The sequence below is a fragment of the Lysobacter sp. genome (assembly GCA_013141175.1).
In the GTDB taxonomy this organism is placed as follows: domain Bacteria; phylum Pseudomonadota; class Gammaproteobacteria; order Xanthomonadales; family Xanthomonadaceae; genus Lysobacter_I.
The window spans coordinates 1,627,981-1,641,145 of sequence record JABFRN010000001.1; the positions used below are offsets into that span (position 1 = coordinate 1,627,981).

The 13,165-nt window shown below is 63.2% G+C and carries 12 protein-coding genes; 8 read left to right on the forward strand and 4 right to left on the reverse strand.

The genetic code is table 11. From position 1 onward, the window contains the following. The first annotated feature begins 121 nt into the window (after positions 1-121). Positions 122-658 (forward strand): sigma-70 family RNA polymerase sigma factor, encoded by a 537-nt coding sequence (locus HOP03_07280; protein NOT87966.1) that lies wholly within the window; start codon positions 122-124, stop codon positions 656-658. Beyond that, a complete protein-coding gene (locus HOP03_07285; protein ID NOT87967.1) occupies positions 655-1,428 on the forward strand; it encodes a hypothetical protein in 774 nt (257 codons plus the stop codon). Before HOP03_07280 ends, HOP03_07285 begins: the two co-directional genes overlap by 4 nt. 629 nt (positions 1,429-2,057) lie before the next feature. On the opposite strand, the gene HOP03_07290 is transcribed toward HOP03_07285, so the two are convergent. The 4 genes from HOP03_07290 to trxA all read right to left on the reverse strand — a co-directional run bounded on the left by HOP03_07290 (position 2,058) and on the right by trxA (position 6,920). Then, entirely contained in the window at positions 2,058-3,116 is a 1,059-nt protein-coding gene (locus HOP03_07290) for a hypothetical protein (GenBank protein NOT87968.1), read from the reverse strand. After that, positions 3,082-4,251, reverse strand: a complete 1,170-nt coding sequence (gene dcm, locus HOP03_07295; GenBank protein NOT87969.1) for a DNA (cytosine-5-)-methyltransferase — start codon at positions 4,249-4,251, stop codon at positions 3,082-3,084. Before dcm ends, HOP03_07290 begins: the two co-directional genes overlap by 35 nt. Positions 4,252-4,473: 222 nt before the next feature. Next, positions 4,474-6,243: a transcription termination factor Rho gene (gene rho, locus HOP03_07300; GenBank protein ID NOT87970.1), complete on the reverse strand. Its 1,770-nt coding sequence runs from the start codon at positions 6,241-6,243 to the stop codon at positions 4,474-4,476. A 350-nt stretch (positions 6,244-6,593) separates the two neighbouring features. Next, the gene (gene trxA, locus HOP03_07305) at positions 6,594-6,920 is read right to left on the reverse strand and encodes a thioredoxin (GenBank protein NOT87971.1); all 327 of its coding nucleotides are present in this window, start codon (positions 6,918-6,920) and stop codon (positions 6,594-6,596) included. A gap of 224 nt (positions 6,921-7,144) precedes the next feature. On the opposite strand from trxA, the gene rhlB reads away from it, so the two are divergent. The 6 genes from rhlB to ung all read left to right on the forward strand — a co-directional run bounded on the left by rhlB (position 7,145) and on the right by ung (position 13,097). Then, positions 7,145-8,929: an ATP-dependent RNA helicase RhlB gene (rhlB, locus tag HOP03_07310; protein ID NOT87972.1), complete on the forward strand. Its 1,785-nt coding sequence runs from the start codon at positions 7,145-7,147 to the stop codon at positions 8,927-8,929. 190 nt (positions 8,930-9,119) lie between these two features. Next, positions 9,120-9,521 (forward strand): hypothetical protein, encoded by a 402-nt coding sequence (locus tag HOP03_07315; protein ID NOT87973.1) that lies wholly within the window; start codon positions 9,120-9,122, stop codon positions 9,519-9,521. Positions 9,522-9,636: 115 nt separating this feature from the next. After that, positions 9,637-10,326 (forward strand): cell division ATP-binding protein FtsE, encoded by a 690-nt coding sequence (gene ftsE / locus HOP03_07320; GenBank protein ID NOT87974.1) that lies wholly within the window; start codon positions 9,637-9,639, stop codon positions 10,324-10,326. Further along, positions 10,319-11,272, forward strand: coding sequence for an ABC transporter permease (locus HOP03_07325; GenBank protein ID NOT87975.1), 954 nt, complete (start codon positions 10,319-10,321; stop codon positions 11,270-11,272). The genes ftsE and HOP03_07325 overlap by 8 nt, the downstream gene beginning before the upstream one ends. Positions 11,273-11,337: 65 nt before the next feature. Continuing rightward, positions 11,338-12,177: a response regulator gene (locus HOP03_07330; GenBank protein NOT87976.1), complete on the forward strand. Its 840-nt coding sequence runs from the start codon at positions 11,338-11,340 to the stop codon at positions 12,175-12,177. Between the two features lie 206 nt (positions 12,178-12,383). Beyond that, positions 12,384-13,097: a uracil-DNA glycosylase gene (ung, locus tag HOP03_07335; GenBank protein NOT87977.1), complete on the forward strand. Its 714-nt coding sequence runs from the start codon at positions 12,384-12,386 to the stop codon at positions 13,095-13,097. Positions 13,098-13,165 lie beyond the last annotated feature (68 nt).

Here is a 13,165-nt window from a genome sequence, read left to right on the forward strand (position 1 = left end):
TGCCTGCGATTATTTGCATTTCCGGATGTAAGAACCCGCGTCCCGGCACGTCATCACGGGTAAACCCTCCCCGCAGAACCCCACGATGTCATGCTTGCCCACTCTTTGCAGGAGCCCGCTGGTGGCCGAATCCACAGCGTCCGATGACCCCGAGGCCTTGGCGCGCCAGTACGGCCAACTGGTGTTCAAGGCCGCGTATCGCGTGCTCGGCGACGCCTCGCTGGCCGAGGACGTGCAGCAGGAGGTGTTCCTGCGGCTGATCGAAGCGCGTTCGACAGACGCGCGGCAGGATGCGGTGAAGTCCTGGCCGGCCTATCTCAGCGCATCGGCCGCGCGCGCCGCGATCGATATGCTGCGCCGCCAGCGCCGCTGGTGGCGCCTGCTCCCGATGTGGCAGATGCATGCGCCGAGCGAAGCACCATCCGCCGAAGACACCGGCATGGCGCACGAACAGGCGCAGCGGCTGCGCAGCGCGCTGGCGAAACTGCCGCGCCGCGAAGCGCAGTGCTTCGGCCTGCGCTATCTGCAGAGTCTGGACATCGGCGAGATCGCACAGGCGCTGTCGATGACCGAAAACAACGTCAACGTCACCCTGCACCGCGCGCGCCGCCGGCTCGAAGCGCAGCTGGGCGACGCCACCATGGAGACCACGCCATGAGCCGCCATCACGAAAACGAACTCTCCGCGACGCTCGCTGCGCATGTGCGCAGCACCGATGAGGTGCCTGACGACGCGATCGACGGTGCGCAGGCGCGACTGACCGCGCGGCTGCAGCAGCAACGCAAACCCGCGCGCGCACCGGCACGCGCATGGTGGGCGGTCACCGCGACCGCCGTGCTCGCGATCGCCGCGATCATCGCCGGTCCGATGCTCTCCGGCGGCGGCGATGCGTTCGCAGCGGTACAGGCGCACTTCCGTCATTTCGACACGCTGTCGATGACCATTACCCAGCGCCTCGGCGGCCAACCGCTGCAGACCTCGCACACCATCGTCGACGCACGCGGCGTGGTGCGCACCGATGTGGGCGATCAACTCAGCGTGATCGTCGATGCGCCGCGCGGCCGATTGCTGACGCTGCTGCACGACTCGCGGCAGGCGATGCTCGCGACCATTCCGAAAAACAAACCCGCCGCCGACGACGCGCTGTCGTGGTTGGACGACGTGCGCAATTTCAAGGGCCAGGCCACACCGCTCCCCGACACCCGCATCATCGACGGCCGCACCGCCCACGGCTGGACCCTGCAGACCGGCGGCACCACGATGGAGCTCTGGGCCGACGACGACGGCTTGCCCCTGGCGATGCGCCAACTGGGCGGTGGTGGATTGGAGATCGACTACCGGTTTGAGTTCAACCAACCGATTGCGCCGGAGATGCTGAGCAGCGATGTGCCGGCGGGGTATGCGCCGGTGGCGCCGGATGAGGAGTGATGCGTTGGGGCGATGTGGTTCGTTTCGATTGTCTATGTCTATTGCCGAGCCGCCCATAGGGTGCTGCCTTGGCGCACCGCTTGTGCTTTTTCGCCGGTCAACAACACATAGGGTGCGCCAAGGCACACCCTATGAATACATTCGTTATGAATCCATTCGTTCGTCATAGGGCGTGCTCAAGCACGCCGTTTTGTGCGCCTGTGGCGCAAAAGCGCCCCTCATCCGCCCTTCGGGCACCTTCTCCCCACGCGTGGGGAGAAGGACAAAACAACCTGCGCTCGATTGAACCTGCCCCTCTCCCCATCTGCGGGGAGAGGGTGCCCGAAGGGCGGGTGAGGGGCGAACGAAGCGACTGTCAAATAGCGAGCACGATAGGTTAATAGGCGAAGCATCAGGAAGTCGACGCTGACCCGAATGGCACTTACTTAAGCCCCGTCATCCCCGCGAAAGCGGGGATCCAGCGACTTTGCTTGGTCAAGAAAGCCTGAAGTCACTGGATTCCCGCCTGCGCGGGAATGACGAAAATCTGGATGCCGCGCTTAAGTAAGTGCCATTCGACACTGACCCTCTATTTACCATCGTCATAGCGCGTGCTCAAGCACGACTTTTGTACACGTCATGGCCTTAAGTCACTTGGAAGTTTTCTTGATATTGCTTTTGATTTTCCCCGACTTCTTACCGAATAGCCGTCCAAAGTTATACCTCCACTGGAGCGCAAAACTCATCCCTATCATTCCATCGAGAGGGCTCTCTAGGAGCCTCTCCCACTCATTGTCATTAGGTGCTCGAGATGCATCCTTGAGAAACTCGGTTACCCAATTATCTAGCTGATTAATTACCCCAACATGTCTCGGAGTGACTTCAAATATCTTTAAAAGAGATGCTAAATCAATATCAGGAATGAGTTCTTTATCTTTCTTCGCCCTTTCTTTGTTCTGTTTCTCGAAGTCTGCTTCGATTTTCTCTTTGTGAACATCGAAATCTGGAATTTCGGCACTGATGTTGTCCAAGAGAGTAAGCAGCCACTTGGCCATCCAGTCAGCTTGATTAACGTACGCAAGAAAGCGGAAAACACGCTTTGCAGTAGATCCAGAGGCGTCCTCTGCCAGTAATTTTTCACGACAGTGTCGCGCTACCCGGCAAAGCTCCTGATCAGCAATCTGACTACCGCGCATGTAGCACCATGACTGCACTTGAAGCTTAAAATCGCCTTTCTTCTTTTTCGCATCTTGATAGTCAGTTAGCAGAACCAGGCAATCATGTTCGTTTCCATACAAGCGCTCATATGCTGAAAAAAATGGCTCGCTTGTGCAGAAGTTCGTAGAGGGCGATTTAATTCCAAGATCCAAGTCAGGAAGGTCGACTCCCCGAGCAGGATTGACTCGGAGTTTCATTCTGGTATCTGCAAGCGTTGATTTCTCGATGACAGCAACCAAGAGCATTTCCAGAATGCTGCCGATTGTCTTACCGTCTAGGTTAGCGATAGTGCCCTTCTCTTTTAGCTCTTGGTACCAGTGCGGCAGTTGCCCACCGCGCGAAATTCGGGCAATAACATCTTCCAACTTCTTGAGCCTTTCCCCACGCAGCGCTGCATTCAACGTGCGCATAATCGTATCAAGGTCTCCTGCAACACGTGCGCGAAGCTTTGCCTTTTCATTGGACACAGAACAGATCCTTTTGAGTTGCATCTCGGCGTATAGCGATGGGAGAGAAGGATGGCTCAGATAGCACTTTTCGCATTACCCATTCGATCATAGGTGGCGGAACCGCATTTCCAAGTAAAGCGTACTGATCATAACCTCTCACTACCGCGCAATGGCTGTCAGCAAACCCTTGAAGCCTCGCATATTCAACTGGTGAGAGCCGCCGATATCTTTCACCGATTTTGTAGCGCTCATAGTGGCGACTTGTCGATGCAGTCAGTGTCGGGGCAAGACCATTCGCACCGAATATGGTGTATCCCATGCGCGCCCCTCCACTCTGGTTACTCACTATCTCAACCCCATTTACGAAACGGTCGACCACTTCGTTCATGTGAAGTCTGTCAAGCGTCTGTGTGGTGTAGTCATACTCCTCACCTGGGTTTTTTTCGAGGACATCAAGCAACGATCTTCTCGGGAAAATTTCAGGAAAATCATTTAACTCGTGCGCGACGTAGCGCGAACCAAACGCGACCCCCCAGTTTGGAAATTTTGATCGGTGCTTGTCGACAATGCTCCAAATGCTAAGGTCTCGGAGAATTTGATCTATGCCTGCAGGCGTGTGCGCGGCTTCCATAAGCCGAATCTTTCCGTGCGCCTGAAAATGACCGAGCTCGTACGCATCAACGCGAGTGCCGACAATTACGACTCTTTCTCGGTTCTGCGCCAATCCAAAGTGTTTTGCGTTTAGAACGCGCCACTCAACAAAGTAGCCTAATGAAGTTAATGCAGAGAGCACTGTTGCGAAGTGTGCGCCCAATTCCATTGACAGCAAGCGCTTAACGTTTTCGAGGATGAAATGTTTAGGTTGCTTTTCTCTTACCACGTCAACGATTGTTTGGAACAACGTTCCACGATGATCTCTAATGCCCTTCTTCTTGCCCGCTGCACTAAACGGTTGGCAAGGAAACCCTCCCGTAAGGATGTCGTGTTCAGGAATCCCTAAGACCAACCCTGCAATGTCACCTTCATGAAGGACGTCAGAACCAAACTGATCTCGATAAACATTACATGCGAGAGGGCTAAAATCGTTCGCCCATATAGTTTTGATTCCTATCCTGTCTGCTGCAATTCGAAAACCACCTATTCCGCAGAAAAGTTCTACGGTTGTGAGACCATTCAATTTTTCAGCGTACAACTCATCTGTTCGGTCTATCGAACAAATGCTTTTGCTTTTTTTGACTCGCTGGTTCAATTGAGTACCTTCTAGATGACGTTAGGGCGTCCTAATCAAGTCGCCTTATGACCAAATAATATGGTACAGCGTACTAGCACGGGTCCGGCTCTACAACAAAACGCCCTGCAATGCAGGGCGTTTTGTTGTAGAGCAGGGTTTTCCCCCAACTCACCGCTTCATAGAAGAAAAGAACTCATCATTCGACTTGCTGCTCTTCATCTTGTCCAGCATGAATTCCATCGCGGCGATTTCGTCCATGCCGTGCAGGAGCTTGCGGAGGATCCAGATCTTCTGCAGCAGGTCCGGTTCGATCAGCAGGTCTTCGCGGCGGGTGCCGGACTGGTTGATGTTGATCGCGGGGTAGACGCGTTTCTCGGTGATGCGGCGGTCGAGGTGGATTTCGGAGTTGCCGGTGCCCTTGAACTCTTCGTAGATCACCTTGTCCATCGCGCTGCCGGTGTCGACCAGGGCGGTGGCGATGATGGTCAGGCTGCCGCCTTCCTCGACGTTGCGCGCGGCGCCGAAGAAGCGCTTCGGGCGATGCATGGCGTTGGCGTCGACGCCGCCGGTCAGCACCTTGCCGGAGCTGGGCACGACGTTGTTGTAGGCGCGGGCGAGGCGGGTGATGGAGTCGAGCAGGATCACGACGTCCTTCTTGTGCTCGACCAGGCGCTTGGCGCGTTCGATCACCATTTCCGCGACCTGCACGTGGCGGGCGGCGGGTTCGTCGAAGGTGGAACTCACCACTTCGCCGCGCACGGTGCGCTGCATTTCGGTGACTTCTTCCGGACGCTCGTCCACCAGCAGCACGATCATGTGCACGTCGGGATGGTTGTAGGTGATGGCGCTGGCGATCTGCTGCATCATCATCGTCTTGCCGGCCTTGGGCGGCGAAACGATCAGCGCGCGTTGGCCCTTGCCCTGCGGCGCGACCAGGTCGAGGATGCGGCCGGTGATGTCTTCGGTGCTGCCATCGCCGCGCTCCAGCTTGAAGCGCTTGCGCGGGAACAGCGGGGTGAGGTTTTCGAACAGCGCCTTGTTCTTGGACGCTTCCAGCGGTTCGCCGTTGATGGTGTCGACCACGGCCAGCGCGAAGTAGCGTTCGCCGTCCTTCGGCCAGCGGATGCGGCCGGAGAGGTGGTCGCCGGTGCGCAGGTTGAAGCGGCGGATCTGGCTGGGCGAGATGTACACATCGTCCGGGCCGGCGAGATAGCTGGCTTCGGCGGCGCGCAGGAAGCCGTAGCCGTCGGGCAGGATTTCCAGCACACCGTCGGCGGCGACGCCTTCGCCATGGCGGGTAAGCACCTTGAGGACGGCGAAGATGACGTCCTGCTTGCGCGCGCGGGCCACGCCTTCCTGGATCTGCAGCTGCTCGGCGATGTCCAGCAGCTTCGGCATGGGCATGCGCTTGAGATCGCCCAGCGAGTACTGCGGGAAGCCTTCCGGGACACTGGACACCTGTCGCGCCACGTACTGCGGCTGCTGGAAGCTGCCGGCGTCCTGGTTGCCGTCCTGGTCGCCGCTGTCGTCGCGATTGCGATAGCGGTTGTTGTTGTTATTGCTGTTGTTGTTGCGGTTGTTGCGGAAGCGGTCGCGACGATTGTTGTTGTTGAAGCGCTGGTTGTCGCCCGGCTGGCCTTGGCCGCCCTCGCCCTGCATACCGCCGCCCTGCGGGTCGAACTGACCGCTGGGCTGGCCGTTGCCGCCTTCCTGCGTGGAAGGCTGCTGGGGCTGTGGTTGCGGCTGCTGGTGCGCCTGTTGCGGCGGGTGCTGCTGATGATGACGCGGCTGCTGCGGCTGGGCCTCACGCGGCTGCGACTCGCGCGGCGGTGCGGCCTGGGCGGGCGGCGGATTCGGGGATGGCGGCGCGGCGACCGGTGGTGGCGCGACCGGTGGTGGCGCGGCCGGCGGCGGTGCGGGCGGAGGCGGCGCGGCCATGGGCGCCGGCGCTTCGGGAAGCGGGATGCTGGTCTGGGCGGCGGATGCCTTGGGGGTGCGCGGCTTGCGCACGCGCTTCTCGGCGGTTTCGCCGGATTCGGGGGTCTTGTCGGACAAACGGAATTCCTCGCGGCTGCGAGCGTCCGCGGTGCGCGGACGGGATCTGGGGAGTGGGTGGTCGGTTAAGACGGAAGGTTACGGCGCCGGAGGCGCGTCGTTTTCAGGAAACTAGCACCCGCAAGGCGCGGCGGCAAGTCTCGGAATGAAGATGGGTTCAGGCGTGCGACCGGCGGTAAGCAGATCGACGATCGCGTTCTGCGCCCGAAACGGGCGCTGTGGCGAGGTTGTCTTCAAAGCGCCTTGTCGATCAACTGGGCCAGGTGCGGCTTGCCGACAGCACCGATCTGGGTGCCGTGGACCTGGCCGTTCTTGAACACCAGCAGCATCGGAATGCTGCGCGCATTGAAGCGGCGGCCGAGGTTGGGGTGGTCCTGCACGTCGACCTTCACGATCTTCGCGCGGCCTTCGTATTCAACGGCCAGCTGGTCGAGCAGCGGCGCGATCATCTTGCACGGGCCGCACCACGGGGCCCAGAAATCCACCAGCACCGGGACGTCGGAATTCAGGACGAGCGCATCGAAATCGGCGTCGGTGGCATGGGTGATCTTGTCGCTCACGGGGGTCTCCGGGGAATACGGACGGCCGGATCGGCGCGTCGGAAGGTGGGGTCGGCGGGGGTGAAGCCGGCCTGTTACACTGCGGGCTTCCGTCGCCGGCTTCAAGGGTCAGAGCCCGAACCGAGCGCCACGTCCCGGCAGTGCGCAGAAGCCTGCAGTCTGCTTCCCCACGCCCGCCCGCGCAAGCGCATCCGCCTGCGCCAGCCCGCATTCAACGCCAGAGCATGAGCGATAAACCCCTAACCGACATCACCTTTTCCTCCTTCGAGCTGCATCCGGCGCTGTTGGCCGGGCTCGAAGCCGCGGGCTTCACCCGCTGCACGCCCATCCAGGCCCTGACCCTGCCGGTGACCTTGCCCGGCCGCGATGTCGCCGGACAGGCCCAGACCGGTACCGGCAAGACCCTCGCCTTTCTGGTGACGGTCATCAATCGCCTGCTGTCGCGTCCGGCACTGGCCGAACGCAAGCCGGAAGATCCCCGCGCGCTGATCCTCGCCCCGACCCGCGAACTGGCGATCCAGATCCACAAGGATGCCGTGAAGTTCGGCGCCGATCTGGGCCTGAAGTTCGCGCTGGTCTACGGCGGCGTGGACTACGACAAGCAGCGCGCCCTGCTGCAGGCCGGCGCCGATGTGATCATCGCCACGCCGGGCCGGCTGATCGACTACGTCAAACAGCACAAGGTCGTCAGCCTGCACGCCTGCGAAGTCTGCGTGCTGGACGAGGCCGACCGCATGTTCGACCTCGGCTTCATCAAGGACATCCGCTTCCTGCTGCGGCGCATGCCGGCCTGCACCGAGCGCCAGACCCTGCTGTTCTCGGCCACTCTCAGCCACCGCGTGCTGGAGCTGGCCTACGAGCACATGAACGATCCGGAAAAGATCGTCGTCGAGAGCGAGTACATCACCAACTCGAAAGTCCGGCAGCTGATGTACTACCCGGCCGACGACGAGAAGATCCCGCTGCTGCTGGGCCTGCTGTCGCGCAGCGAGGGCGCCCGGACGATGGTGTTCGTGAACACCAAGGTCTTCGTGGAACGCGTCGCCCGCGCGCTGGATCGCGCCGGTTACCGGGTCGGCGTGCTCAGCGGCGACGTGCCGCAGAAGAAGCGCGAATCGCTGCTGAAGAAATTCCAGGCCGGCCAGCTCGAACTGCTGGTGGCCACCGATGTGGCCGCGCGCGGTCTGCACATCGATGGCGTCAGCCACGTCTACAACTACGACCTGCCGTTCGATGCCGAGGACTACGTCCACCGCATCGGCCGCACCGCCCGTCTGGGTGCGGAAGGCGACGCGATCAGCTTCGCCTGCGAGCGCTACGCGGTGTCGCTGCCCGATATCGAGGCCTACATCGAGCAGAAGATTCCGTCAGAGCCGGTCACCCGCGAACTGATGACCTCGCTGCCGCGCCCGGAGCGCGAGCGTCAGGCGGTGGTGGAAGGCGAAGAAGGCGACAACGACGACAGCCTCAGCACGATCTTCCGCGAAGCGCGTGAAGCGCGCGAGGCCGACCGGACGGGCGGACGCACGGGTGGCGCGCGCAGCGGCAGCGGTGGTCGCAGCGGTAGCGGCGGCCCGGGCGGTCGTTCCAGCGGACCACGCTCCGGTGGTCCACGCTCCGGCAGCCCGGGTTCCAGTGGTTCAGGCAGCGGCGAACGTCGCGAGCGCACCCCGCGTCCGCCGCGCGAAGGCGATGCCGCGCCGAAGCCGGCAGTGGCGCAGGTCGCGGCAGCCGCCGCCATCCCGAACGCAGCGGACGGCGAGCGCGGTCCGCGCAAACCGCGCAGGCGTCGCGGCGGCAAGCGGATCGACGGTGGTGGCGAGAATACGAACCCCGTCAGCCAAGCGGTCCGCGCGCTGGAGACCCCGGCGCCGGTTTCGGTGGGCGGCACCTCGGCGGGCGGCATGCCGCCCGCGAAGTCTGCCGGCGAATCCAAACCGTCGCTGTTCTCGCGCCTCGGCAACAAACTGAAATCGCTGGTGATCAAGCCGCCGCGTTCGCAGCACTGACGCGTTGCATTCTTTTTCGAGCATGCGAAGGCCCGCTTTCAACGCGGGCCACGGCGGGAGGGCGTGGTCTTTCGCCATCGCGACAGCGGTCGCGCCGATCGCCCCGTGCTTGCGACTGTGAACGTCTTGAAGCGCGCGCTATAGTCGAAACGCAGGGGACGGTTTACGAGTCATCACACGAAGGAATGTCATGAAACTCAAATCAGTCTTGATGTCTGCGGCGCTGCTCGGCGGGTTGATGGCCGGCCAGGCCAGTGCGAACCCCACCGGCTGCTCACTGAGCGTCAGCCAATCGTATGTTCCGGTCGGCCAGATGTTCACTTATGGCGTCGGCATCTATGAGCTCTATCCCGGCCCGCAGCCGCCCCCGTCCTACCCGTACAGCGTGGTTTTCCACGGAACCAGGAACGGGGTCACCGACATCCCGGCCGAGGGCGAAACCTACCCGGCGATGTTCGATCGGGGCAACAACACGTTGACCGGCTACGGCAACCCCGGCGGATACAGCGGCTACTACCTCCGCTACGCGCTGATCTACAAGTTCGATCAACTGTTCTGCGTCACCAATCTGGTCGGCGTGACGCTGGAATAAGGCTTCCCGACGAAGCTATCGCCCGCGCGCTTGCAGGCTGTTGAAAACAGCCTGCAAGAATTCCGGGGCCTTCCCTGGCGTTCTTTGCGGTGGCGGCTTCTGCAATACTTCGCGCATGACCGTTCTTCGCTTCGACAACGTCGGCAAGCAATACCCCAGCGGACATCGTGCGCTGACGGATGTCTCGTTCGCGGTGAATCCCGGCGAGATGCTGTTCATCACCGGCCACTCCGGCGCCGGCAAAAGCACCCTGCTCAAACTGATCCATCTGTCCGAGCGCCCGAGCAGCGGCGCGGTGCTGTTCGGCGAGCGCAATCTGCGCAAGGTGGGCGGGCGCGGGGTGGCGATGCACCGGCGCGAGGTGGGCGTGGTGTATCAGGATCACCGCCTGCTGACCGACCGCACCGCAGCCGAGAACGTGGCGCTGCCGCTGATCCTGCGCGGCGTGCGCCGCGACGAGATCCGCAAGCGCGTGCGCAGCGTGCTGGACCGCGTCGGCCTGGGCGCACGGCTGGAAGCGCTGCCCGGCCAGCTGTCGGCGGGCGAACAGCAGCGCGTGGGCATCGCCCGGGCATTGGTCGGCGAGCCGCAGCTGCTGGTCGCGGACGAACCCACCGGCAATCTCGATCCCACCCTGTCGGCCGAGATCATGGCGCTGTTCGCGGCGCTTCACGAACGTGGCACCAGCGTGCTGATCGCCAGCCACGACCTGGGCCTGGTCAAACGCATGCGCAAACGGGTGCTGGTGCTGGATCACGGCCGGCTGCTGGACGACATCGCGCCGGAGGAGCTGGCCGATGGCTAAGCCCACCGCGCCCGGCGCCACCGTCGCCAAACCGCGTTCGCGGATCGCCGCCTGGGCCGAGCACCACGGCGACAGCCTGGTCGCCAGCCTCGGACGGATGTCCGGCAAGCCGTGGGCCACGCTGCTCACCGTCGGGGTGATGGCCGTGGCGCTGGCGCTGCCGCTGGGCCTGGCGCTGGTGTTGGACAACGCTGCACGGCTGGGCGGCAACATCGAGCGCGCCCGCGAAGTCACGGTCTTCCTGAAACAGGACATCGCGGTCGACCGCGCCCGCACGCTGGCGAAGACGCTGCGCGCACGCGCCGACATCGCCGGAGTCGCACTGCGCACGCCGGACGAGGGGCTCGCCAGCCTGCGCGACAGCGGCGACACCGATATCTACGCCGACGCCCTTGCGGCAGTGGGCGGGAATCCGCTGCCGAGCGTGCTGGTCGTGCGTCCCCGCGGCGACGAGCGCGCGCTGGTCGCCGCGCTGGCGGCGCTGCCGGAAGCCGATCTGGTCCAGCACGACGCGGTCTGGCGCGAACGCCTGGACCGCTGGCTCGGTTTCGGCGAGCGCGTGGCTTGGGTGCTGGCGGCGCTGCTGGGGCTGGGCGCGCTGCTGGTGGTCGGCAACACGGTGCGCCTGGACATCCAGTCGCGGCGCGAGGAGATCGCGGTACTGCAGTCGCTGGGCGCCACCGACGGCTTCATCCGCCGGCCGTTCCTGTATCTCGGTGCCTGCTATGGCCTGGCCGCCGGCGCATCGGCGCTGGGGCTGTTGACCGCCGCCGAATTCGCCTTGCGCCAGCCGTTGCGCGCGCTGGCCGACAGTTACGGCAGCCGCTTCGCTTTCTCCGGAGTGGAGCCGCTGCACGCTCTGCTTGTGCTCGCCGTCGCAGGGGCGCTGGGCTGGCTTGGGGCCGGCGTGGTCACCGGACATTTTCTGCGTCAAACTAAGGTTTGATTGATCTCTGGCGCAAGGTTGCGCCGCTGGCCCCCTTCCGCAACCGAAGCGACCGAATCCGACCCATGGCAGCCCACGATGTCCGCCACCTGACCACCGACACTCCACGAGTGATGGTGGTCGACGCATCGAAAATGGTCCGCCGGCTGATCGGCGACATGCTGCAGCGCGATCTGCCGGGCGTGGAAGTGATCGGCTGCGGCGGTCTGTCCGAGGCCAAGGCCGCGCTCGAAGAGGGTCCGGTGGATCTGGTGACGACGTCGCTGGTGCTGATGGACGGCGACGGGCTGCAGGTCGCCCGCCAGGTGCGCTCCAGCGCCGGCCAGCGCTATGTGCCGGTGATCGTGGTCTCGGGCGACGCCCAGGCGCATCTGGAAGCCCGCCGCTTCACCGAAGACGTCACCGATTATTTCGACAAGGCCGATGGCTATCCCGCGCTGGCCGCATTCATCCGCGGCTACGTGCATCCGGAACCGATCCCCGACGCGCGCGTGCTCTACGTCGAGGACAGCATCACCGTCGCGGTCGCGACCCGGCGCATGCTGCAGGCCCACGACATCAGCGTGATCCACATGAGCCGCGGCGACGATGCGCTGGCTTATCTGCGCGAACACCTCGGCCAGGACGACGTCGGCGCCGATCTGCTGCTCACCGACGTGACCCTCGATGGCGAAGTCAGCGGTCTGGATCTGCTGCGCGCGGTGCGCAACGAATTCAGCTACGGCAAGCGCCGGCTGCCGGTGCTGGTGATGACCGGCGACGGCAACCGCGACAAACAGTCGAACCTGCTGCGCGAAGGCGCGAACGATCTTGTGCTCAAGCCGATCGAGGAACGGATGCTGATCACCAAGACCCTGTTCCAGCTGCGCATGGCGAAGCTGCCGGAGCGCGCGCCGCTGGTGTAGCGCGATGCGGTTGTGCGGGTTGCCCGGCGCGTCGACGCGGGATTCCCCGTGGGGACGATGTCTTTCGAAGATGGATGGATCACCGCAGGGGCTTGTTCACGGGCTGGGCGCGCGCGAAACAAGCGTCATGCCCATCGGGCCGCGCCATCCGCAAGAGCGTTGGTGCATCATCGGCACCCCCACCGTTCGCAGGGATTGATCTCGTCATGGCCGACAAAGACCGCATCAAACTCGAACCTTCCTGGAAGGCCCGCATCGGCGATTACCTGCAGCGCGAGGACATCGCTGCGCTCGGTGCCTTCCTGCGCCAGCGCAAGGCGCAGGGCGCGCGCATCTATCCGCCGGGCGCACAGATTTTCTCCGCCTTCGACGCCACCCCGTTCGACGCGGTGAAAGTGGTGATCCTGGGCCAGGACCCGTACCACGGCGCGGGCCAGGCGCACGGACTGTGTTTCTCGGTGCGCCCGGGCGTGGCGGTGCCGCCGTCGCTCGACAACATCTTCAAGGAGATCCAGCGGGATCTGGGCATCGCCCGGCCCGACCATGGTTGCCTCACGCCCTGGGCCGAACGCGGCGTGCTGCTGCTCAATGCCGTGCTGACGGTGGAAGACGGCCGCGCTGGCGCGCACCAGGGCAAAGGTTGGGAAGGCCTCACCGATCACGTCGTCGATGTGCTCAATCGGGAAAAGGAAGGCCTGGTGTTCCTGCTCTGGGGCAGCTACGCGCAGGCCAAGGGCAAGATGATCGATCCGGGCCGCCACCGCGTGTTGAAGGCACCGCATCCTTCGCCGCTGTCGGCGCATCGCGGCTTCATGGGCTGCGGGCATTTTTCGGCGACGAACGATTATCTGGCCCGCAAGAGTCGGACGCCGATCGACTGGTCGTTGCCGCCGCGCGCGGCGCTGGCTCCCTCCGGCTGATGTCCGCAGCGACACCCCGCAAGCTTCGGACACTGCGGCCGGCCCCTGCATCACGCCGGTGTATCGTC

What these genes read in the sequence shown, in the direction of transcription:
- HOP03_07285 (NOT87967.1), top strand. Translation starts at nt 655, where the DNA reads ATGAGCCGCCATCACGAAAACGAACTCTCCGCGACGCTCGCTGCGCAT.
- HOP03_07290 (NOT87968.1), bottom strand. Translation starts at nt 3,116, where the DNA reads ATGCAACTCAAAAGGATCTGTTCTGTGTCCAATGAAAAGGCAAAGCTT.
- rho (NOT87970.1), bottom strand. Translation starts at nt 6,243, where the DNA reads ATGGCCGCGCCGCCTCCGCCCGCACCGCCGCCGGCCGCGCCACCACCG.
- rhlB (NOT87972.1), top strand. Translation starts at nt 7,145, where the DNA reads ATGAGCGATAAACCCCTAACCGACATCACCTTTTCCTCCTTCGAGCTG.
- HOP03_07315 (NOT87973.1), top strand. Translation starts at nt 9,120, where the DNA reads ATGAAACTCAAATCAGTCTTGATGTCTGCGGCGCTGCTCGGCGGGTTG.
- ftsE (NOT87974.1), top strand. Translation starts at nt 9,637, where the DNA reads ATGACCGTTCTTCGCTTCGACAACGTCGGCAAGCAATACCCCAGCGGA.
- HOP03_07325 (NOT87975.1), top strand. Translation starts at nt 10,319, where the DNA reads ATGGCTAAGCCCACCGCGCCCGGCGCCACCGTCGCCAAACCGCGTTCG.
- HOP03_07330 (NOT87976.1), top strand. Translation starts at nt 11,338, where the DNA reads ATGGCAGCCCACGATGTCCGCCACCTGACCACCGACACTCCACGAGTG.
- ung (NOT87977.1), top strand. Translation starts at nt 12,384, where the DNA reads ATGGCCGACAAAGACCGCATCAAACTCGAACCTTCCTGGAAGGCCCGC.